The following is a 20737-nucleotide window of genomic DNA, read 5'->3' as shown; positions in this document are numbered from 1 at the left end:
CATGTTGCGACTCATGTTGCCGTTGATGTTGCGGCTCATGTGCGCTGCAACATGACGGCGTTCCGCAGACGAACCCCCGAAAAAGCGCCTGCCGCCGCGCGCGGCAGGCGTTGTTTTGTGGCTCAAAAACAGGCCTAGCTGCGCGCCTTCATGAGCGGCGGCCGTTTGTCGAACCAGGGCCGCGCGGCCTCCAGTTGCGCGGCGAGGCGCAGCAGCGTCGCTTCGCCGCCGTCGCGCGCCGCGAACTGGACGCCGATGGGCAGTCCGCGGGCATTCCAGTAAAGCGGGATCGACATGGCCGGCTGGCCGCTCAGATTGAACAGTTCGGTGCAGCCCGCCCACGCAAAGGCCTTGTTCGACGCCTCCGCAAGCAGCTTCTTCATCAGCGGTTCGAGCGGCATGGCGCTGACCGCGCGCATCTGCATGCGTTCGGCCGGCGTCGGCTGCATCTCGCCGATCTTGATGGGCGCGCCTGCGAGCGTCGCGCACAGGATCACGTCGTAGCGGCTCAACAGATCGGTCAGACGTTCGGTGATGCGGCGCTGTTCTTCGAGCGCACCCGGTAGGCCGCGCTCACCGAGCTTGCGGCCCACGTGCGCCATCGCCCATGTCGAGATTTCGAACTCCTCGCGCAGCGGCTTGCGTCCGGTGATGCGCTCGGCGTTCAGCACGAGGTCTTCTGCCGTGACGGACCACAGCGTGAGAAACGCGTGACGGACCGCCGCGAAATCGATGCCGAGCGAAATCGGCTCGATGCGATGACCCAGCGAGCTGGCCAGTTGCGCGGCATCGTCGAGCGCGGCGCGCGCGTCGGCGGAAAGCGAGGGGGCGAGCATCGGCTCGGTGACGTAGGCGATATTCAACGGTGTGCACGGCTCGCGGCTCGCGCCGAGGAACGTGTCTGGGGCGCCGAGCGGACGGTCCGCGTTGCCTGCAAGCAGGTCCAGCAACAACGCACTGTCGCGCACGCTGCGCGAGACGGCGTGGTCGACACCGAGTTCGCCCGCCGCGACCGCAGCGGGTATGCGCGGCACGCGCCCGCGCGACGGCTTGAGCCCGAAGAGGCCGCAACACGAGGCGGGAATACGGATCGAGCCGCCGCCGTCCGACGCATGCGCGAGCGGCACCACGCCGGCGGCGACGGCCGCCGCCGCGCCGCCGCTGGAGCCGCCCGGCGTATGGTCGAGATTCCACGGATTGCGGCACGCGCCGAATAGTTCGGGCTCCGTATAAGGCATCTGGCCGAGCTCCGACGTGCTCGTCTTGCCGAAGATGTTGAGACCCGCTGCCTTGGCGAGCGCGACCACCGGCGCGTCGTCGGCGGGAATGAAGTGGCGGTAGTGGCGGCTGCCCATCGTCATCGGCAGGCCGGCGACCGGGGCGCCGAGATCCTTGATCAGGTACGGCACGCCGGCGAGCGCGCTGTGCGTGGCTAGCAGGCCGTCGGCGTGTGCGCCGTCGACATTCCTCGCGTCGTAATGCGACGCGCGTTCGCGGGCCGCCTCATAGTCCTTCAGCACAATCGCGTTGATCGCCGGATTGACCGCCTCCGCGCGCGAAATGGCCGTGTCGAGCAGCTCACGCGCGCTGGCTTGGCGAGTGCGCACGAGTTCGGCGAGGCCGAGAGCGTCATGGGCAAGATAGTCGGATAGCACGGCGGGTGGAGCCTCGCTGTCGGATGTTGGGTGCGGGACGTCGCGAGCGCGGCCGTGATGAACCGCGCCCATTGCATCATTTACAGCCGCTCGCCGAGGAACGTCAACGTGCGGCCGTGCGCGAGCGCGGCGGCGCGCTGGTTGTACGACGCACGGTCCGAACAGTTGAAGCCGTGATCGGCGTTCGGATAGATGTGAAACTCGGTATCGGTGCGGCCCGCAAAGCGCTCCTGAATCTGGCCGACGGCCGACAGCGGAATATGCGCGTCCAGTTCGCCGTAATGAAACTGCATCGGCACCTTGATCTTCGCGGCTTCGTCGAGCTGGTTCTGAATGCCGCCGCCGTAATAGGCGACGGCCGCGTCGACGCTGCCGCGCGCCGCCGCCATATACGCGAGCCGTCCGCCGAAGCAGAAGCCGATCGCGGCGATCTTGCCGGTGACTTCGGGCATCGCTCGCAGCGCTGCGGCTGCGGCGCCGATGTCGTCGGCGGCTTCGTCTGCGTTGAGCTTCTGCATCAACTCGACGCCCTTCGCGCGGTCGGCGCCTTCATACGTCAGCTCGACGCGCGGCTGCACGCGCCAGAAAACGTCAGGTGCAAGCGCGATGTAGCCGTCTTGCGCATATTGGTCCGCGACCGAGCGGATGTGGCTGTTCACGCCGAAGATTTCCTGAATGATGATGACGGCCGGTCCCTTGCCGCTTTTGGGCAACGCCAGGTAGCCGCCGAACGTGTCATTGCCGGCAGGAATGTCGATCCATCGGGAAGTGATGCTCATGGTGTTCTCCATAGTCGCGCGGGCGCGCGAGTTGAGTCTGCGAGTTGAGTCGAATTGAAAGCACGAGGCTCGGATGCCTGAAGCGGGCGGTCAGTTTGCCATCAAAAGAAGGCCGGTGCAGGCTGGCCCTCGCGAGCCTTGCGAGCAGCCTTCAAAGCGTTGTCGGGCGCGGCTCGTCGAGGCAATCTCTTCGGACGATCGAAACGTTCTCGATAATTCATTTTCCCGTTGCGCACGGCCCCGGTAGAGTTCAACGTGGTGGTTCGCCGTGATGGCGAGCAGATTGCGCGAAGGAGAATCGATCATGAGTGAAGGCAATTTTGTGACGCCGTTTGCCGAGCGTTTTGGCTTGCGCGTGCCGGTCGTGCAGGCGCCCATGGCGGGCGCCACGACGCCCGAGCTGGTCGCCGCGGTGTCGAATAGCGGCGGGCTCGGCACGCTGGCCGGCGCGGCGCTCTCGCCGGAGAAAATTGCCAGCGACGTCGCGGCGATTCGCGCGCTGACCGATCGTCCGTTCGGCGTCAATCTGTTCGTGCTGGAGCCGGCCTCGCCCGACGACGCCACCGTGCGCCGCGCGCTGGAGGCCATCGACCCGGTGCGCGCGGACCTCGGCTTGCCGCCGGGCCGGCCGCTCGAACGCTACGCGCCGGATTTTCGCGCGCAGCTCGAGGCGCTGATCGAATCGCGCGTGCCGGTGGCGAGCTTCACGTTCGGGCTGCTTTCCCGCGAGGACGTCGCGCGGCTGCATGCCAACGGCCAATATGTGATCGGCACCGCGACGCATGTCGCCGAAGGTGTCGCGTGGCGCGACGCGGGCGCTGATGCTATTGCCGCGCAAGGCTCGGAGGCGGGCGCGCATCGCGGCACCTTCATCGGTTCGTTTGAAGAAGCGCTCGTCGGCACCATGGCGCTCGTGCCGCAACTCGTCGACGCAACCGGACTGCCGGTGCTCGCCGCGGGCGGCATCATGGACGGACGCGGCATCGTCGCCGCGCTTGCGCTCGGCGCGCAAGCGGCGGTCATGGGCACGGCGTTTCTCACTTCTCGCGAGAGCGCGATTCCGCAGATATGGAAAGAGCGGCTGCGCTCTATCTCCGACACGTCGACTTCGGTGACGCGCGCCATCACGGGCCGCCATGCACGCGGCATCCGCAATCCGCTGATGCAGCGTTTGAGCGACGCCCCGCAGAAGATCGCGCCCTATCCCGTACAAAATGCCCTGACGCAGGAATTGCGGCAAACGGCCGGCCGCGCGCAGAACGGTGACTATCTGTCGCTGTGGTCGGGGCAGGGCGCGCCGCTTGGCCGCGCGCGTGGCGAGAACTTCGGCGCGGCCGAGCTGATGGCCCAACTGGAAGAAGAATGGCGCGCGGCGAGCGCCCGCATCGCCACATTCAAACTCTGATCGCGAGCAAGTCCGACGCGCGCCGCCCCCGCTCGCGGCGCGCCTCGTTTTCAACATGCGTGCCCAGGTCCCGACGTCAGTTCATTGGAAACCTGGTTCGAAACCGCATTCGAAACGTCATTCGGAACCGCATTCGAAACATTAACGGTTCGAGTCGCCAAAAGCTTGAGGTGTTACTCCCCGGCGCATTGTCCATATAGCGCAAACCCGCATGGGACGGTGCTTTGCAGCCCGCGAGGCACGCCGGGACCCGGCGCCGCTGGATAAACGCTATTAGTGTTCATCCCACTTCCTCAAAAAAGTCCCACAAATTAATTTGATAGCCTACACTTGCGCGCAAGTACGGTTTGCCGCCTGTCACAAACAGTCCGGCAACCGTGCTGCCAAGTGCATGAACGATGCAACCGGCGTGGTCGTCCACGGGACTGAGCGACACGTGTTGGGGAAGCGGGGGCACAGGGCGATTACGTTGTTTTTGGGACCGAAACTGGAGACTTACATGAACATCAAGATTCAAAAGCTGTTGCCGATCAGCGCTGCGGCGATGCTGTTCGCAACGTTGGCAACAACGGCCGCGGCGGACACGGTTGTCAAGATCGGTCACGTTGCACCGCTGACTGGCGGTATCGCTCACCTGGGGAAAGACAACGAAAACGGCGCGCGCCTCGCGGTTGAGGAAATCAACGCGAAGGGCCTGACGATCGGCGGCCAGAAGATCACGCTGCAACTCGACGCACAGGACGACGCGGCCGACCCGCGTACTGCTACGCAGGTCGCGCAGAAGCTGGTCGACGACAAGGTCGTCGCAGTGGTCGGCCACCTGAACTCGGGCACGTCGATCCCGGCTTCGAAGATCTATAGCGATGCAGGCATCGTGCAGATCTCGCCGTCGGCAACGAACCCGGCTTACACGCAACAAGGCTTCAAGACGACGTACCGCGTCGTCGCTACCGATGCGCAGCAAGGTCCGGCACTGGCTAACTACGCAGCCAAGGGCCTGAAAGTGAAGAGCGTCGCGATCGTCGACGACTCGACCGCTTACGGCCAGGGTCTCGCGAACGAATTTGAAAAGACGGCCAAGTCGCTGGGCCTGAACGTCATGTCGCATGACGCGACGAACGACAAGGCTGTCGACTTCCGCGCCATTCTGACGAAGATCAAGGGTGAAAACCCGGACGCGATCATGTACGGCGGCATGGACGCCACCGGCGGCCCGTTCGCGAAGCAAGCCAAGCAGCTCGGCCTGCGCGCGAAGGTGCTGGCAGGCGACGGCGTGTGTACCGACAAGCTGTCCGATCTGGCCGGCGACGCGACCGACAACATCGTCTGCTCGGAAGCCGGCATGGCGCTCGAGAAGATGGAAGGCGGTTCGGCGTTCCAGGCGAAGTATCAGAAGCGTTTCGGCCAGCCGATCCAGATTTACGCTCCGTTCACGTATGACGCGGTGTACATCATCGTCGACGCAATGAAGCGCGCTAACTCGACCGATCCGGCGAAGATCCTGGCTGCGATGCCGAACACCGACTACAAGGGTGTCATCGGCGAGACGACCTTCGACTCGAAGGGCGATCTGAAGCACGGCGTGATCTCGTTGTACAACTACAAGTCGGGCAAGAAGACGCTGCTCGACGTAGTGAAGATGTAATACCGCATCGGGGCGGCAGCCGTGCGCTGTCCGCCGCCGGATGTTCAGGAAGGCACGTGACCCTTTGGGCCGCGTGCCTTTTTCTTTTGAGGTTGCAGGGTGTGTGATCGGGCGCTTTGCGCGGGTGCTGACGCAATCGTTTGCGTGCGAGTCGTATGCGTTGCGCGAGCGATTGCTGAGCAGTGCTACTTTCCAGTTGCTGCACGCGTGAGACTTGAATCCATCACGTGTACGACTGAATGCGGTGGGCACACGGCATTAGCCGTAGCGTTAAAAAACAGCGAGCCGGTTGCCCGGCTCGCCACCTCCCTTGCGACGCTTTATTGTTTGCGTCGTTATCTGCTGCTGTTATCCGTTGTTCTTATCCGCTGTTGTTCCCCGCCCGTATGGGTTACTTCTTCGTGGCCAGGTTGCCCAGGCCGCCGAGCAGACCGGCGTCGTTCGTGCCGCCCGTCGAAGTCGCCGTTCCGGTCAATGTGCCGGTCACTGTCGTGAGCAAGCCGGTGATCGGCGCGAGCGGATTGCCGGTCGCGCTGCTTGCGCCGCCGTTGGCCGCGCCAGTGGCCGAGCCGAGTGTGCCGGTTAAGCTCGACACAGTCGACGTCAACGGCGCCAGCGGATTCGCGGCGCCGCCCGAGGCTCCGCTCAGTGCGCCCGTCACCGAGCTCAGCACGCCGGTGAGCGGCCCGAGCGCGCTGCCCGCGCCAGTGCCAGCGCCTAAGGAGCCGCCGCTCAATGTACCGATGACGCTCGTCAGCGGCGCAAGCGGGCTCGTCGAACCGCTGCCGCCGGCGAGACCGCTGCTCAACGTCCCGGGGAGCGCGGTCAACAGGCTGGACAAAGGCGCGAGCGGTGTGCCGCCCAGCGGAGTGCCGCTTGCCGTTCCGCCCGCGGTGAACAGGCTTCCCGTAGCGGTCACCGTGTCGCCGAGCCGGCTGACCACGTCGCCGAGGCCTTGGCCGGCTGCATTGCCGGTCGCGCTGCCGATCTGTGAGCCGGCGCTGCTGAGGCTTTGGCCGAGTGTGGATAGCAGGCCGTTGAGCGGTGAGCCGAGGCCGCTCGTGTCGCCGATGGTTTGAGTCGTCTGCGCGAGTGTCGTCGTGATCGGAGCGATGGCGGTGGTGGCCGGCTGCGTGACTTGCTGGACGGCGCCGCCCGTCAACTGCGCGCCCAATTGCGTGCCGATACCGCTCACGGTGTTGCCGAGCGTCGAGACGGCGCTGCCTAGCGGGGTCGTCAGCGGACTGAGCGGCGCCGTGGGGCCACTGCCGAGACTTGTGACGAGCTGGCCTGCGCTGTTGACGGCCTGGCCCGCGTCATACACGAGGTTGCCGCTGCTCGCGAGCGTGGTGCCGAGCGGGTCGGTGGAACTGCCGAGCTGGCCGAGGCCGTTCGCCACGCCGCTGCCCACCGCCGTCACGCCGTTGCCCAGGTTGGATACGACGCCGCCCAGTGCCGCCGATGTCGGGGCGTTCGTGCCGGGGATCGGCGTGAGCGCAATCTGATTGCCGATCGCGGAGACCGTCTGACCGGCCGCGGTCACGACATTCCCCGTGCTTTGGACGACCTTGTTGATGGGGTTCGCGCTGCTCGGCGACGGCGCGGGGCTCGGACCGGGGCTCGGGCTGGGGCTCGGCGTTGGTGTCGGTGAAGGCGTGGGCGTCGGGGTCGGCGTCGGCGCGCCGCCGCCCGAGCCGCTCTTCAAGCCCGCCGAGGTCAATGTGCTTCCGCATCCTGTCAGGACGATCATCGACGACACACACATCGCGATAGCCGTCAGTCTGAATGTGCGATTCATGGTCTGCTCCCCGTAGTGTGGAAACTGCTGGGGAGCTAACCGCAACGTCTGTGCCATTTTCTGCGGCTGGCATGACGCGACCGCCGAACATCAAGCGGGGCAACGGTTTGCGGGCAGGCGGCGCAAATCGTAAATGACTGCGGCGAAGCGAGTGTGCGCCGGAACACGTTCGCGCGAAGTCCGCGTGTAACGTAACGCGGCGCATTGGCGGACCGAAGTCCGCGAGGGAGACCGTGGGGCGCGCCCGCGCGTCAGCAGGCGAGCACCGCTAGATTTTCAGCCGCTGCAGCACCTTCGGACCCACGATTGCGATCAGCGCGCAGCACACCGCGACCACGGAGAGCCCGATCGACAGGTTCGTCACCTGCGCCACCGCGCCGATTACGACCGGGCCGAACAGCAGCCCGAAATACGCCAGCCCCGCGACATGCGCGAGTCCTTCCGCGGCGTGGATGCCCTTTACGCTAGCGGCGGCCGCGAACAGCACCGGCATCATGTTGGCGAGGCCGAGACCCATCAGCGTGAAGCCCGTCAGCGCCGCGACCGGTGTTGGCAGCAACAGCGCGCCGATCATGCCGACAAGCGCGAGTGTCGCGCTGCCCATCACCAGTTGCGGCGCGCCGAAGCGCGCGCGCACCGCGTCGCCGGCAAAGCGCGCGGCTGCCATGCCGCCGGAAAACGCCGCATAGGCGGCGCTGGCCGAAGCCGGCGTCGCGAGGACGACGTCGCGCATATAAACCGTCGCCCAGTCGTACATGGCGCCTTCGGCGATCAGCGCGACGAGCGCCATCGTACCGAGCGCCCACAACGCGGGCGAGCGCCAGCGGTTCGCGCGCGGTGCCGCCGAATCCGGATGCTCGTCGTGCGGCACATGCGGCAGCACCGACGGGCAGGCGGCGATCAGCACTAGCGCGCTGACGGCCGAGGCCAGCGCGAGATGCACAGCCGGCGCCATGCCATGCGCGAGCAGCGCGCCGCCGACTGCCGCGCCGACCATCCCGCCGACGCTAAACATGCCATGCAACGACGACATGATCGGTTTGCGGAGCGCCTTTTCGACGGCGCTGGCTTCGGCGTTCATTGCGACGTCGAGCGTGGCCATGCCCGCACCGAAGAGGGTCAGCACGATCAGCAGCAACCAGTAATACGGCACGACGAGAATCAGTGCGACGCAGGCCGCCATCACGAGGCCGCCGGTGAGACACGCGCGCCGCGTGCCGACCCGCGCGATCCACGACGCATTGGCCGCCATCGCCCCGATCGAGCCGCCGGCGACCGCGAGGAGCGCGAGCGACAGCAAGGCCGGGCTCAAGTGGAAGCGGTCGCGCACGGTCGGCACATGCACGCCCCACGAGCCGTACACCATCCCGGCGATGAAAAACAGCGCCATCGTCGCCACGCGCGCGCGCTGGCGCGCGGTGTCAGACAGGTTTCGGTGAGCGGCGGGAATGGCGGCGAAGTCGGTCGAGCGATCGGACACGGAAGTCTCGAGTAGAAGAAAGATGCGAAAGAAAGCGCACTGAAAGCGAATTTCCGATTCTAACGAAGCGCACTGTCTTATGCTTGACGCCATCGGATTGCGGGGTTTGACGCGTGTGTTCGCGGCTTTGAGCGCGTCCGGCGGGCTCCGTGTGGTTCGTGCGGCCCTTCGCGCGCTGGTCGGCAACTTTCGGCGAGGACGCACGCCTCATGCCTGAGCGCCGGCGCTTTCGCTCCCGGTTGCCGCCTCCGCCGACGACCGCCCCCAAGCGTTCATTCATCGAGGAAAGCACTTGAACATTCCCGCCCAAGCACCCTTGCACCTGTTGCATACCGCCGCGGTCGGCACGCTCGCCACGCACGCGCGCCAGCCGGAGGGCTTCCCTTATCCATCCGTGCTGCCCTTCGCGCCGGATGAGCAGCATCGGCCGACCATTCTGGTGAGCCGGCTCGCCGAGCACACGCATAACCTGCACGCCGATCCGCGCGCCGGCTTTCTGGTCGTCGACGCCCCGGACGGCGACGTGCTCAACGGTCAGCGCGTCACGTTGCTTGGCCGGTTCGAGCCTCTGGAACCGGCGCCGGGGCTCGTCGCGCGTTATTTGCGTTATCACCCGGACGCGGAACGCTATCTCGTGCTCGGCGACTTCACCTTCTGGACGATGAAACTCGACCGGCTGCGCTACATCGGCGGATTCGGGGCAATGGGATGGCTCGGCGGCGACGAACTCGACCCGCTGCCCGAGCTCGAGCGCGAGGCCGAAGATTCGCTCATCGGCGAGTTTGCGGACGCGCTCGCGAGCACGTCCGGCTACCAGCTGATCGGGGTCGACCGGTATGGCGTCGATTTGCGCAAAGACAGCCAGCGCAAGCGTTTTGCATTCGAAGGCGGGAAGCCCGACCAGGAAACCTTGCACGCCGCGCTAGAAGATTGCATTCGACGGCAAGGCAATTAGGCGTTTATCGCCTATTCGGGAAAACCTTATCGCCAAAAACGACGCGAGGCGGCACTTGAAATATGTTACGACGTTTCATGTCAAAGCTTTCATGAAATGAAATGTTTGCTGTCACAACGTATCTTAATTTTCATGCGCTGATAATTAATCCCATATTTACCGATTCGCGCGCCGCTTGTCTGCAAAATGCGGAGGTAGCTAAATGAAAGGTGCCCCACGACAGCGCACCGCAGCGAAAGTTTTTGAAACGACAAGGTATTAGTTTTACGCCAATGCATTTGTAGTCTTTCTATTTTGTGTTAATCTCGCGTTCAAATTCCGAGGCATGAACACCTTCAAAGGGCAAGCCGGCTTAAGACTGGCAGTCGTTAATCCAAACCACAAGGGAACCTATGTCTTCCTACAAGGAACTACTCGCGCAGCGAGAGAAGCTGGAAAAGCAGATCGAAGAGGCGAAGTCGCGCGAATACGCGGAAGTGCTGAACGAAATCAAACAGAAAATGGCGGACTACGGCATTTCGCTGAGTGAACTCGGGGGCGGCCGCGGAGCCAAGGGCGCCAAAGCCGCTCGTCCGCGCGCCGGCGTCGCGCCTAAATATCGCGACCCGGAAAGCGGCAGCACGTGGTCGGGCCGCGGCAAACCGCCGCGCTGGATTGCAGGTATGGACCGCGATAAGTTTTTGATTCAGAAGTAATCAGGCCAAGGGCTTACTGAGCACTTGCCTGGCATTAATCGGGCGTAATGCCTGTCGCATTAAAGGTAATACGAATGCGAGCCCGTGGTCGCAACCGCGCCGGGCTCAATGGCTAAGGCCGCGTAGGTTTTTCAGACGCGGCCTTTTCGTTGCGGTGCGAAACGCGAGCGACCGCGTGCACCGGTGCTTTGCGCAATTCGAATGCGAATGCTTTTCGTTTCCATAACCGCTTGATTTTAAAAGATCTTTGCGGTGCAAGGCGCTCGCTTTGAACGTTGGGCGGGTAGAATGGGGGAATCGGACGTCCATTTCTTTCCGCCATGCCTTCCGCCGTCATTGAATCCGCTGAAAAACACCGTGTCGCGCGCAAAAGTACGTTTGTCAGTATTGCGCTGAATGCGGTATTGATGGCGCTGCAAATCGCCATCGGCGTGTTCGCGCACTCGCAGGCATTGGTCGCCGACGGTATCCATTCTCTTGCCGACCTGATTTCCGATTTTGTCGTGCTGTTTGCCAACCGGCATAGCGGCGCCAAGCCGGATGCCGATCACAACTACGGCCATAGCCGTTATGAAACAGTCGCCTCACTGTTCCTCGGCGCGCTGCTGATCGCGGTCGGCGTCGGCATGCTGTGGCGTGCCGGCACGCGTCTCGCCGATCTGGAAAGCATCCCCGCCGTTCACCTGAGCGCGCTCGTCGTGGCCGTGCTTGTCCTTATCTCGAAAGAGGGGCTTTTCCGCTACATGCTGCGCGAAGCGCAACGCGTGCGCTCCGCCATGCTGATTGCCAATGCGTGGCATGCGCGCTCGGACGCGGCGTCGTCGCTCGTGGTCGCGCTGGGTATTCTCGGCAGCCTTGCCGGCGTGCGGCTGCTCGATCCGATTGCGGCGGCGATCGTCGGTTTCATGGTGGCGCGCATGGGCTGGATGTTCGGATGGGACGCGCTGCAGGATCTTTCCGACAGAGCACTAGACGAAACCGCCACCGCCGACATGCGCGCGCTACTGCTGTCGACGCCCGGCGTGCGCGACGTCCACGAAATGCGCACGCGCAAAATGGGCGATTTCGCTCTGGTGGACGCGCACATTCTGGTCGATCCGCTGATTTCCGTGTCGGAGGGGCACTACATTGCGGAGACGGCGCGGCTTCGGGTGCTGAACGACAGCCGGGTACTCGACGCGCTGATCCACGTCGACCCCGAAAACGATGCGGTCGCGCATCCGCCCGTCGGTTTGCCGCCGCGCGAGCGGATCGTCGCGGACATCAACGCTGCGTTGGCGGCGGGCAGCGTGAAGGCCGCGGCGGTGAACATTCATTATCTGAGCACGGGGCTCGACGTCGAAGTCGTGCTGCCGGCGCAGCCGTCGCAGGACGCCGACCGCGGGGATGCGCAAGGGCTCGAGCGCGTGGATCTGGCCGCGCTCAAGCGCCGGGTCGGCGCGCGTAAGCTCGAAGTGCTGCGCGAGGTGAACACCCCGTCGACGCAAAGCGGTTCGTCCACGCAAGCCGGCGCAGTGGAGGAGCACCGTCAGCACAGTACGGCGCCTCACGGGACCACGTAACAGGCCTCGCGGCAACCGACGCAAAGCGCGTCTGGCCTTGGCGAACCGCGGCCAGGCCGCCTTTCATAGCCTGGCGGCAGTACACACCGCGCTCACAGGCACACCGACCGACGCCTCAAAGCGGCAACTGCGTATCGAATTTGATCTCGCGCAGCACGACGCTCGTGCGCACTTGCGCCACGGCCGGAATCTTGAAAATGCGTTCATGCAGAAACGTGTCGTACGCCTTGATGTCGGGCGCGACGATCTTGAGGATGTAGTCAGACTCGCCGGTCGTGCTGTAGCACTCGGTGACTTCCGGGCAGGTGGCGATTTCCCGCTCGAACTGTTCGACGCCGCCTTCGGTGTGACGCGTGAGGTGAATATGCGCGAGCGCGCAGACGTGCAGCCCCAGTTTCTCGCGATCCAGCAGCGCGGTGTAGCGCTGGATCACGCCCGATTGCTCCATGTCCTTGATGCGCCGCCAGCAGGGCGTGCTCGACAGGCCGACCTGATCGGATATTTCTTGCACCGAACGGCGCGCGTCCAGCTGCAAAAGGCGCAGAATTTTTTGAGAGAACGTATCGAGTGTCAACTGCGCCTCCGTTTGCGTCGCCGTATCACCGCATGGTAGAGGGCGCGAAAACGAAACGCAATGCAAAACGGCTCCGGCGAGGGAGATTACCTAATTTGCCGGTTCCTCAGCGGGATTTTGACCTGAGCCGTCCCCTTCTTGGTTTGCAGCGATATCGGCGGCCTGCATCGCGCGCAAATCCTTCAGCATGTTGCAGAAAAGCGCGCCTTGTTCGATGGCGTCATCGAGCGCGACATGCGTGTGCGGATGCTCGTCGAACCAGTGTTTCGGAAAGCGCGGCTTGATGTTCTTGCGATACGGCAGCCCGGTCATCGCAAACGCGAGCGTCTTGATGTCGAGCGCGGACCACGAAAACGGGCAGCGTCCGACAAAGCGCATCATGTACCAGAACATGTAGGTGAAGTCGAAGCCGGCCGGCATCGCCACGAACACCGGCTTGCCCGGCAGCGCCTCCACCCAGTCGACATAAGCCGCGAGCGCCTCAGCGGGATGCTGCAGGTCGGTGCGGCACGCTGCCCACGCCTCGGGCTGCGTCTTCCACCAGGCTTCCTGCACCGGATGCGGCGCGGCGCCTTCGAGCAGTTCCAGGTTCGCGGAGAAGGTGGCGATCAGCTGCTTGTCCTCCGTGTAGGCGGCCGAGGCGAAACTCAGCATCGAATGCGGACCGGGAATCGGCCCGTCCGCCTCGACGTCGGTGCTGACGTAGATTTCGCTGCTCATGCGACGGCTCCGTCGGCGACGTACGGATTGCTGCGCCGCTCCGCGCCGAACGTCGACGTGGGGCCGTGGCCGGGCACGAACGTGACGTCGTCGCCGAGCGGCCAGAGCTTTTCGCGGATCGAGCGGATCAGGTCGGCGTGGTTGCCTCGCGGGAAGTCCGTGCGTCCGATCGAACCGGCAAACAGCACGTCGCCCACGAGCGCGAGCCGATGCGCACGGCTGAAAAACACCACGTGCCCCGGCGTATGCCCCGGGCAGTGATAGACCTCGAGCGTTTCGTCGCCGAATTGCACCGTGTCGCCGTCGTGCAGCCAGCGGTCGGGCTCGAACGCCTCGGCAGCGGGAAAGCCGAAGCGCGTGCTTTGATCCGCCAGTTTGTCGAGCCAGAAGCGTTCGTCGGGATGCGGGCCTACGATCGGCACGCCGTAATGCGCGGCGAGCGTTTTTGCGCCGGCGCAGTGGTCGATATGACCATGAGTCAGAAAGACTTTCTTGACGCTCACCTTCTGGCGCGCGATCTCGCCTTGAATGATGTCCAGGTCGCCGCCCGGATCGACGACGGCCGCGCGCCCGGTCGCCTCGCAAACGAGCAGCGAGCAGTTCTGCTGGAACGGCGTAACGGGGATCAAGGTGACTTTCATGAGTGACGGCGACGCGGAGAAAACGTTGATTGTACCGGCGTCTCAACGGTACGCGCCGAGCCTCGTCACACGCCAGCAAGGGCTGGGCCAGCGGGCTTTTGTCTGTCGATTCTTGCAGCAATGGTGAAGATTCATTAAGGTTTTCAGTCGCTTAGCAACACAGAATTCTGTTTTGGGTATAATGGAGTCCATGCACGAGGGAATCGTGCTGCCACAAGGCGATGCGTCCCCATCAAAAATGGGAGCGCGGATCGCCACTCAAGTAAGGGCTGTCGCGGTTTGACGGCCATCAGGTATCGATGCATTCGATGCACACGTCTTGCCCAGCCAGGCGCCGCGCGCCTGCTACGACTCTGACGGTCGTGACGCTGGGTGGGGCCTACGCCGCCGTTCCTGCGTGCTGAGCTTCGCGCGCAAGAACGTGTTTGCCACGTTCGATGGCGGCATGTGGGGTCTGGTCAGGCTGCCGGGGACAGGTTGCGCCAGACGTGAAAATTAACCGTGCGGTAGCGGCTCAGTGAGCTGCGTCCGGGCTTTGACGTTCTGCGCTCATCTCGCGCGGCGCGTTGCCGTCCTTTTGCCGCCGGAGTCGCAGGCAACACGCTCAATTACGCGTGATGCGGCTCGACACTGTGATTGCACGTCTTATGAAAACTCGGTTATCCCGTAGTCTGGGGACTCTTTTTGCCTTTTTTGTGCTGGCCGGCTGCGCGACGCCGCCGGGCGCCGACAACAGCGTCGCAAACGCTGTGCCGCTTCGCACGAAGAATGCGCAAGCCGCCTCCTTCGGACCGCAAGCCTACGGCAGCGCGCCGGCCTCGGACGCCGCCGCCAAAGGCCCGTCGCTGGCCGACGCCAAGCCGCTGACGGATGACGGCACCGGCGTGTCGGACTTTCATCAGACGGGCCGCGCCTCCTGGTACGGCCGCGGCTTCCATGGCCGCCGCACCGCGAACGGCGAGCGTTACGACATGCACGCGCTGACGGCGGCGCACCGCACGCTGCCGCTGGGCTCCTACGTGCGCGTGACCAATCCGGCCACCTCGCGCTCGGTCGTGGTCCGGATCAATGACCGCGGCCCGTATGCGCGAGGCCGCGTGATCGATCTGTCGATGGCGGCGGCGACCATGCTCGACATGCGCCACGCCGGCACTGCGCGTGTGAAGATCGAAGGCCTGACGCAGGAAGAGGCCCGCGCCGCGCGTGAGGAAATGCTGGCGTCCGACTCGGGATCGACCGCGCAGAAATAATTTGGCGGCGGCGCGCGCTGCGTCGCCCGGCATGGCGAAACAACCCGCTGTGCGTGTCAGGACGTAAGAAAGGCCGCTCATCCGTATGAGCGGCCTTTTTGTTTGTGCGGCGCTGCCCTGCGATGGATTGGCAGCCGCTTGCCGTCAGCTGTCTTCCTTCTTGAGCGCGAGCGCGCGCGTGTACAACGCATTACGCGACGCGCCGGTGATCGCCGCCGCCACCTTCGCCGCGCTGCTCACCGTCAATTCTTCCAGCAGCAGTTCGAGCAGCGCGTCGTGATCGTGTTCGCCGGCTGCTTCCTCGCGCGCGCCTTCCACCACCAGCACGAACTCGCCCCGCTGACGATTTGCGTCGGCGGCGAGCCACGTTGGCCCTTCGGCCAGGGTGCCGCGATGCAGCGCTTCGTGTAACTTCGTCAGCTCTCGCGCGATCAGCAGCTTGCGCTCGCCGCCCAATGCATCGGCGAGCGCCTGCACGGTTTCGACAATGCGGTGCGGCGCTTCGTAGAACACCATGGCGTGCGGGTGCCTCGTCAGCGCTTGGAGTGCAGCGGCGCGGGCTTTGGGCTTCGGCGGAAGAAAGCCGAGGAACGAGAAGGTGGCGACCCAGTCGCCTGCCGCGGAGAGGGCGGTGGCGAGCGCGCTCGCGCCCGGCAGCGGGATGACGGCAAAGCCGGCTTCGCGAGCGGCATCGACGAGCTTTGCGCCCGGGTCCGAAATGCCGGGCGTGCCGGCGTCGGACACATAGGCCACACGTTCGCCCGCTTGCAGATGCTCGACGATGCGTTGCGCGGCGGCTCGCTCGTTGTGCTGATGGACCGCGATCAGCGGCTTCGAAATGCCATAGCGCGCGAGCAACTGACCGGTGTTGCGCGTGTCCTCGGCGGCGATGCGATCCACGAGTCCGAGCACGTGCAGCGCGCGCAGTGTGATGTCGGCGACGTTGCCGATCGGCGTGGCCACCACATACAGCGCGGCGGCAGGGTACTGCTGTCCTTGCGCGAGTTCAGGGAGAGGAGTCATGAGGCAGAAAACGCAAACGGACGGAATGAGGCTGTCATTGTGCCACGCAGGGCGAGCCGCGCCGGGCGGCGCGCGTCCTGAGAGTACGCCCCGCGCGAAGCCCGCGCCGAGGCAAGCGCCTGGCGCTGCGATGCACGACAACTTTTCTGGGCAGGCAGGGTCCAAACTCGTCGGCGCGGCTTTCGAGACGCGAGCGCAGGAGTTTTTGCAGCGTCAGCGTTTGCGCCTCGTCGCGCGCAATGTGTCGTGCCGCGGCGGCGAAATCGATCTCGTCATGCGCGATCGGGACGGTGCGCTGGTATTCGTCGAAGTGCGGGCGCGCGCGCAACGCAAGTATGGCGGTGCGGCGGCGAGCATCGGGTGGCAGAAGCGACAGCGTATCGTGCGCGCCGCGCAGCATTACCTCGCCACGCAGGCTTCGCGTGCAGGCGCGCAGCCCGCTTGCCGCTTCGACGTGATTGCTTTCGAAGCGGGGCGGCTCGTCTGGCTGCGCGATGCTTTCCGTGCCGACGAAGTGTGACGCAAGGCGCGGGGAACGCGTGTTAGTGCGATAAACTTGCGCTCGCATGCGAGCTACGGGGCGAGGATTCTGGTGGGCGCGAAACGCAACGGGCGGCACGACAGCGCAAAGCAAGGCGTTTTGGTCCATGCATCCAGATGCCCGCGTGTCCCCGGTTCCGCTTTTAACGCGTCGCGCGCCGGCTTCGCTGCAGCAGCGCGGAGCGCTGCACGATTTCATCAATACGACTTCACAACACGGCTGCGCAGTGCGGCCCACTCGCGGTAGAAGATAGAGACTCGATGTCAGTCGAACGCATTCAACAACACTTCCGCGACAGCGCGGCAGTCAAACTCGAAGCCCTGGAATCCTTGTCGATGCCGATTGCCGCAGCAATCGACACAATGTTCGCTGCGCTTGCCAACGGCAACCGCATTCTTGCCTGCGGTAACGGCGGCTCGGCCGCGGATGCACAGCATTTCGCCGCGGAGCTGATCGGCCGCTTCGAGCGCGAGCGGCCGGGCTTGCCCGCCGTTGCGCTCAGCACCGATACGTCCGTGCTCACCGCGATCGCCAACGACTACTCGTTCGAGCAGATCTACTCGAAGCAGGTCTGGGCGCTCGGACAGCCCGGCGACGTGCTGCTCGCGATCAGTACGTCGGGCAATTCGGCGAACGTGCTCGCGGCAATCGAGGCTGCGCACGAGCGCGAAATGATCGTCGTCGCGCTGAGCGGCAAGGGCGGCGGACGCATGCAGGAAGTATTGAGCGACACCGACATCCACGTGTGCGTGCCGTCGGATCGCACCGCGCGTATCCAGGAAGTGCATTTGCTGACCATCCATTGTCTATGCGACGGCATCGATGCCATGTTGCTGGGCGAAGACTGACACCGATCCGAAGGAGAGCTAGTTGATGAGCGCATTCCGCGTCAAGAAGACACTGGTGAGAACCGTGCTGGTGGTGGGTTTCGCGGCGGGCTTGTCCGCGACGTTGCAGGGCTGCTTTCTCGCGGTCGCGGGCGCGGCGGGCGGCGGCGCGCTGATGGCGACCGACCGGCGCACGCTCGGCGCGCAGACCGAAGACCGCGAGATTCAGGTGAAGGCGCTTGCGCAGATCAGCCAGAACCTGCCGGACTCGGCGCACGTCAACGTGACGGTGTTCAATCGCCGCGTGCTGCTGACGGGCGAAGTGGCGGGCGACGCGTCGAAGCAGCGCGCCGAGAGCATCGTACGTGGCCTGAATAACGTGAACACGATCGTCAACGAACTGGCGATCATGCCGGCGAGCTCGTTCTCGTCACGCACGAACGACACGTATCTGGAAACGCGCGTCAAGACCGCGCTGATCGCCGAGAAGGATATTTCGGCGAACGACTTCAAGGTCGTCGCCGAGCGCGGTTCGGTGTATCTGATGGGCCTCGTCACGATGGACGAGGGCAATCGCGGCGCGGACGTCGCGAGCCGCGTGCCGGGCGTCACGCAGGTCGTGAAGGTGTTCCAGTACATCCAGCCGCAGGAAGCCGCGGCGGCCGCTGCCGCTGCGGCAACTGCGCCGGTTGCCGCGTCGCAGCCGGATGCCGGCGCGGCGACGGTGGGCACCATTCCGGATTCGTCGGTGAGCGCGCGGCCGCTCGAGCAGCAAGCGCCCGCACCGGTCACGAATTCGAATGCGGTGCATCCGGGCAACCCGAAGGCCGCGCAATGAAGCGTGCGGTTGCGGGTGTTCTTATTGTGCTGACGGTAGGCGCGGCGGCGGGCTTGTCCGGCCCCGCAGCATTTGCCGCCGATGCGCCGCGCGGCCAGCGCATTGCCAATGCCAATGCGTGCATGGGCTGCCATGCGGTGGATCGCAAGCTGGTCGGTCCATCGTTCCAGCAGATCGCCGCCCGCTACAAGGGCGACGCCCAGGCGCCCGCCAGATTGGCGCGCAAGGTGAAAGAGGGCGGCTCGGGCGTGTGGGGCATGATTCCCATGCCGGCTCATCAATCTATGAGCGATGCCGACATTCGCGCCGTGGTGGATTGGGTGCTCGCAGGCGCGCCGTCGAAGTGACGTTTTGGGCGGTTTTGCCGCGCCTTGCGGCTTGGCAAAACGGAAAATGCTTGTGCTAGAATTATTTGACGTTGGGGGGGTAGCTCAGCTGGGAGAGCGTCGCGTTCGCAATGCGAAGGTCGGGAGTTCGATCCTCCTCCTCTCCACCAATAAAATCAAAGGGTTACAGGTGATTTACCTGTAACCCTTTTCTGTTTCTTGGGCTCATGTAACTCCAGTGTAACTGGATTTGACCCACGTCGATCAATGTCACTCCATATGGCGGGCGACACCTGCTGTATCGCAGGACGCTTGTTTGTGCGTTCGGCCGGCCCCCCAAAACGCTTTACTATACCGCGAGCTGCCGGATCGGAACGGTAGGGGCGCGGACGTTCCTCTTGGCGTGTGCTGGGCGATCGATGCGCCTAGCGAGTAAGTCGCAATTCGCTGTCCATCATGCTTAGGGAAAAAATCATGCGATCGCTCAAAATCCCTTTCCGGGTTCCTCGTGGCGATGCGATTAAGTTTGGGACGGGCGGCGTCAAAACGCTCTCACTAATCGCCGCCGCCAAGGCAAGGAGGTGATGTGGCAAGACCGCTTACAAAACGCAATGAAGAGGGCGAGCTCTATGTCCGCCCCTCGGTCGTTGAGGCCGAGATTGACGGCGCCATGCTCGACGACCTACCTACCCTCCGGCGCCGGCTTTTGGTTGTTGACAAGGCGGCGTCTGACTTTCTTCGGTCCGAGACTCTCGTTCATTTGATCCGCCATGCCGTGCTCACCGGAAATGCGGAGCGTCGCGATGTAGTGCTCCCGGTGCTGCTGGGGCGGTGCGAGGCTATTCTCAAAGGGAAAGTCTCGTACCGGCTGCCGAATGCTGAGACCCTTCGCGAGTATGTGTTATCGGAGTTTAGCGAGCTGCTCGCAGCGGACGGCACCAAGGAGCAGCTGGACGAACTCGATTTCTACGAATGTCGCTTCAACTTGGCGTTTTGTGCGCTTCGGATCGATGTGGTCAGGCGCGAACTGGCAGAAGTGAACGGGGGGGCCGCCATACCGGACGAAAACGGTTCTGACGAGCCCCAGGCTTACGAAGACGCTGTCGCGGTGCTATCCACATCGCTCGCGAACTCTGAAACACAACAAAGCCCAGTTTACCTAGAAGAACTATTAGCGGCGATCGACGCCTTGCCGCCCGATGAGCGCAAGGCCGTTGTTTTGGTGCATGTCATGGGGTACGACGAGGAGTCGGAAGACCCCGATAAGGTAACGGCGGCGACGCTCTGCAATTGCACTGGACGCACGATCCGTAATCGCCTGTCGCGGGCAGCGGCGAAGCTATCCCGATTTAAGGAGGACGCATGACCTCAATTACGAACCCTGGCGCCCCGTCGCTGCGCGAGGCACTCTACGCGCTCTCAAACGCAAAGCGCGTCCCGGATGCCGAACTCCTTGATAAGCTGGTGCAGCAATATCCTCAGTTTGCCAACGAGCTTACGGAGTTCGCCGTCGAGCTGGCGCTCGACGCACTGCGTGGCGAGGCGCCAGCAGATGTAACGGAAGCCGCTGTCGACCCGAGCCACGTGAGTCCTGCCGTGTCGCGCGCAATGAGCCGTTTCCACAATCGCTTGCATGCCGTGCGACGGGCAGCTGAGCCAACGACAGATCGCGCGTTGACTTCAGAATCTGCTACCAACCCGTTTACTGCGCTTGAGCGAGAGGAGTTTCGAGCTTTCGCGAAGCGAATCGGCGCGAATACCGTTTTCGTGACAAAGTTGCGCGACCGACAGATTGAGCCTGAGACCATTCCCGCTCGGTTTCGGCAGTTCGTCGCTGACGAACTCTCTGCCCCAATAGAAGTCGTGATAGCACATTTTGCGGCCACCGGTGGCTCGACAGCGGCGCGGCAGTTCTACAAAGCTGACGATAAGCCTACTCACGGGAAACGACAGACCTTCGAGGAGGCGGTTAGAAGCTCCGGTCTGACTGCGGAGCAGCAGCAACGGTTGCTGAGTCTCTGAC

Annotated in this window: 20 protein-coding genes and 1 tRNA gene; 13 read left to right on the top strand and 8 right to left on the bottom strand. The window is 64.1% G+C overall.

Going from position 1 to position 20737, the window contains the following annotated elements; all coding sequences use genetic code 11:
• Positions 1 to 134: 134 nt before the first annotated feature.
• Both HV711_RS16185 and HV711_RS16180 read right to left on the bottom strand, forming a co-directional pair.
• Complete coding sequence (locus tag HV711_RS16185) at positions 135 to 1655, bottom strand: amidase (RefSeq protein WP_035482070.1); 1521 nt, start codon at positions 1653 to 1655, stop codon at positions 135 to 137.
• Between the two features lie 80 nt (positions 1656 to 1735).
• The gene (locus HV711_RS16180) at positions 1736 to 2434 is read right to left on the bottom strand and encodes a dienelactone hydrolase family protein (protein ID WP_028362461.1); all 699 of its coding nucleotides are present in this window, start codon (positions 2432 to 2434) and stop codon (positions 1736 to 1738) included.
• 304 nt (positions 2435 to 2738) lie between these two features.
• Between HV711_RS16180 and HV711_RS16175 the strand changes: the two genes are divergently transcribed.
• Complete coding sequence (locus HV711_RS16175; protein ID WP_035481983.1) at positions 2739 to 3839, top strand: NAD(P)H-dependent flavin oxidoreductase; 1101 nt, start codon at positions 2739 to 2741, stop codon at positions 3837 to 3839.
• A 499-nt stretch (positions 3840 to 4338) separates the two neighbouring features.
• A complete protein-coding gene (locus HV711_RS16170; protein WP_013586871.1) occupies positions 4339 to 5484 on the top strand; it encodes a branched-chain amino acid ABC transporter substrate-binding protein in 1146 nt (381 codons plus the stop codon).
• A 391-nt stretch (positions 5485 to 5875) separates the two neighbouring features.
• On the opposite strand, the gene HV711_RS16165 is transcribed toward HV711_RS16170, so the two are convergent.
• Positions 5876 to 7282, bottom strand: coding sequence for a collagen-like triple helix repeat-containing protein (locus HV711_RS16165; RefSeq protein WP_035481981.1), 1407 nt, complete (start codon positions 7280 to 7282; stop codon positions 5876 to 5878).
• Between the two features lie 268 nt (positions 7283 to 7550).
• Complete coding sequence (locus tag HV711_RS16160; RefSeq protein ID WP_035481979.1) at positions 7551 to 8762, bottom strand: MFS transporter; 1212 nt, start codon at positions 8760 to 8762, stop codon at positions 7551 to 7553.
• 292 nt (positions 8763 to 9054) lie between these two features.
• On the opposite strand from HV711_RS16160, the gene HV711_RS16155 reads away from it, so the two are divergent.
• The 3 genes from HV711_RS16155 to HV711_RS16145 all read left to right on the top strand — a co-directional run bounded on the left by HV711_RS16155 (position 9055) and on the right by HV711_RS16145 (position 11974).
• Positions 9055 to 9717 carry a HugZ family pyridoxamine 5'-phosphate oxidase gene (locus HV711_RS16155; protein ID WP_035481977.1) on the top strand — a complete coding sequence of 221 codons (663 nt, stop codon included), beginning with the start codon at positions 9055 to 9057 and terminating at the stop codon, positions 9715 to 9717.
• A 392-nt stretch (positions 9718 to 10109) separates the two neighbouring features.
• Positions 10110 to 10412 carry an H-NS histone family protein gene (locus tag HV711_RS16150; RefSeq protein WP_013586875.1) on the top strand — a complete coding sequence of 101 codons (303 nt, stop codon included), beginning with the start codon at positions 10110 to 10112 and terminating at the stop codon, positions 10410 to 10412.
• Positions 10413 to 10732: 320 nt separating this feature from the next.
• A complete protein-coding gene (locus tag HV711_RS16145; RefSeq protein WP_035481975.1) occupies positions 10733 to 11974 on the top strand; it encodes a cation diffusion facilitator family transporter in 1242 nt (413 codons plus the stop codon).
• 115 nt (positions 11975 to 12089) lie between these two features.
• Here the strand turns inward: HV711_RS16145 and HV711_RS16140 are convergent, their stop codons facing one another.
• The 3 genes from HV711_RS16140 to HV711_RS16130 all read right to left on the bottom strand — a co-directional run bounded on the left by HV711_RS16140 (position 12090) and on the right by HV711_RS16130 (position 13909).
• Positions 12090 to 12548, bottom strand: coding sequence for an Lrp/AsnC family transcriptional regulator (locus HV711_RS16140; RefSeq protein WP_006050474.1), 459 nt, complete (start codon positions 12546 to 12548; stop codon positions 12090 to 12092).
• A gap of 90 nt (positions 12549 to 12638) precedes the next feature.
• Positions 12639 to 13268, bottom strand: coding sequence for a 3'-5' exonuclease family protein (locus HV711_RS16135; protein ID WP_013586877.1), 630 nt, complete (start codon positions 13266 to 13268; stop codon positions 12639 to 12641).
• Positions 13265 to 13909 carry an MBL fold metallo-hydrolase gene (locus tag HV711_RS16130; protein WP_035481973.1) on the bottom strand — a complete coding sequence of 215 codons (645 nt, stop codon included), beginning with the start codon at positions 13907 to 13909 and terminating at the stop codon, positions 13265 to 13267. The genes HV711_RS16135 and HV711_RS16130 overlap by 4 nt, the downstream gene beginning before the upstream one ends.
• 647 nt (positions 13910 to 14556) lie before the next feature.
• Between HV711_RS16130 and HV711_RS16125 the strand changes: the two genes are divergently transcribed.
• The gene (locus HV711_RS16125; RefSeq protein WP_425195027.1) at positions 14557 to 15159 is read left to right on the top strand and encodes a septal ring lytic transglycosylase RlpA family protein; all 603 of its coding nucleotides are present in this window, start codon (positions 14557 to 14559) and stop codon (positions 15157 to 15159) included.
• Between the two features lie 144 nt (positions 15160 to 15303).
• Here the strand turns inward: HV711_RS16125 and rsmI are convergent, their stop codons facing one another.
• Positions 15304 to 16182, bottom strand: coding sequence for a 16S rRNA (cytidine(1402)-2'-O)-methyltransferase (gene rsmI, locus HV711_RS16120; protein ID WP_035481970.1), 879 nt, complete (start codon positions 16180 to 16182; stop codon positions 15304 to 15306).
• A 37-nt stretch (positions 16183 to 16219) separates the two neighbouring features.
• Between rsmI and HV711_RS16115 the strand changes: the two genes are divergently transcribed.
• The 7 genes from HV711_RS16115 to HV711_RS16085 all read left to right on the top strand — a co-directional run bounded on the left by HV711_RS16115 (position 16220) and on the right by HV711_RS16085 (position 20736).
• Positions 16220 to 16702, top strand: a complete 483-nt coding sequence (locus tag HV711_RS16115) for a YraN family protein (RefSeq protein ID WP_035482068.1) — start codon at positions 16220 to 16222, stop codon at positions 16700 to 16702.
• 281 nt (positions 16703 to 16983) lie between these two features.
• Positions 16984 to 17571, top strand: coding sequence for a phosphoheptose isomerase (locus HV711_RS16110; RefSeq protein WP_015001429.1), 588 nt, complete (start codon positions 16984 to 16986; stop codon positions 17569 to 17571).
• Between the two features lie 25 nt (positions 17572 to 17596).
• Entirely contained in the window at positions 17597 to 18388 is a 792-nt protein-coding gene (locus tag HV711_RS16105) for a BON domain-containing protein (protein WP_013586883.1), read from the top strand.
• Complete coding sequence (locus HV711_RS16100) at positions 18385 to 18735, top strand: c-type cytochrome (RefSeq protein WP_013586884.1); 351 nt, start codon at positions 18385 to 18387, stop codon at positions 18733 to 18735. The genes HV711_RS16105 and HV711_RS16100 overlap by 4 nt, the downstream gene beginning before the upstream one ends.
• Before the next feature lie 73 nt (positions 18736 to 18808).
• Positions 18809 to 18884: transfer RNA gene (locus HV711_RS16095), tRNA-Ala, on the top strand.
• Between the two features lie 416 nt (positions 18885 to 19300).
• Complete coding sequence (locus HV711_RS16090; protein ID WP_035481968.1) at positions 19301 to 20080, top strand: hypothetical protein; 780 nt, start codon at positions 19301 to 19303, stop codon at positions 20078 to 20080.
• Positions 20077 to 20736: a hypothetical protein gene (locus tag HV711_RS16085; RefSeq protein ID WP_035481967.1), complete on the top strand. Its 660-nt coding sequence runs from the start codon at positions 20077 to 20079 to the stop codon at positions 20734 to 20736. Before HV711_RS16090 ends, HV711_RS16085 begins: the two co-directional genes overlap by 4 nt.
• Position 20737: the final 1 nt, after the last annotated feature.

The organism is Paraburkholderia phenoliruptrix, from assembly GCF_902859825.1.
In the GTDB taxonomy this organism is placed as follows: Bacteria; Pseudomonadota; Gammaproteobacteria; order Burkholderiales; family Burkholderiaceae; genus Paraburkholderia; species Paraburkholderia phenoliruptrix.
Note: the sequence above shows the minus strand (reverse complement) of the source record. Positions and strands in the feature narration are given on the sequence as shown.

Coding starts and splice junctions, on each gene's coding strand:
- HV711_RS16170 (WP_013586871.1), top strand. CDS start 4,339: ATGAACATCAAGATTCAAAAGCTGTTGCCGATCAGCGCTGCGGCGATG.
- HV711_RS16105 (WP_013586883.1), top strand. CDS start 17,597: ATGAGCGCATTCCGCGTCAAGAAGACACTGGTGAGAACCGTGCTGGTG.
- HV711_RS16110 (WP_015001429.1), top strand. CDS start 16,984: ATGTCAGTCGAACGCATTCAACAACACTTCCGCGACAGCGCGGCAGTC.
- HV711_RS16150 (WP_013586875.1), top strand. CDS start 10,110: ATGTCTTCCTACAAGGAACTACTCGCGCAGCGAGAGAAGCTGGAAAAG.
- HV711_RS16180 (WP_028362461.1), bottom strand. CDS start 2,434: ATGAGCATCACTTCCCGATGGATCGACATTCCTGCCGGCAATGACACG.
- rsmI (WP_035481970.1), bottom strand. CDS start 16,182: ATGACTCCTCTCCCTGAACTCGCGCAAGGACAGCAGTACCCTGCCGCC.
- HV711_RS16100 (WP_013586884.1), top strand. CDS start 18,385: ATGAAGCGTGCGGTTGCGGGTGTTCTTATTGTGCTGACGGTAGGCGCG.
- HV711_RS16135 (WP_013586877.1), bottom strand. CDS start 13,268: ATGAGCAGCGAAATCTACGTCAGCACCGACGTCGAGGCGGACGGGCCG.
- HV711_RS16145 (WP_035481975.1), top strand. CDS start 10,733: ATGCCTTCCGCCGTCATTGAATCCGCTGAAAAACACCGTGTCGCGCGC.
- HV711_RS16125 (WP_425195027.1), top strand. CDS start 14,557: ATGAAAACTCGGTTATCCCGTAGTCTGGGGACTCTTTTTGCCTTTTTT.
- HV711_RS16175 (WP_035481983.1), top strand. CDS start 2,739: ATGAGTGAAGGCAATTTTGTGACGCCGTTTGCCGAGCGTTTTGGCTTG.
- HV711_RS16130 (WP_035481973.1), bottom strand. CDS start 13,909: ATGAAAGTCACCTTGATCCCCGTTACGCCGTTCCAGCAGAACTGCTCG.
- HV711_RS16085 (WP_035481967.1), top strand. CDS start 20,077: ATGACCTCAATTACGAACCCTGGCGCCCCGTCGCTGCGCGAGGCACTC.
- HV711_RS16165 (WP_035481981.1), bottom strand. CDS start 7,282: ATGAATCGCACATTCAGACTGACGGCTATCGCGATGTGTGTGTCGTCG.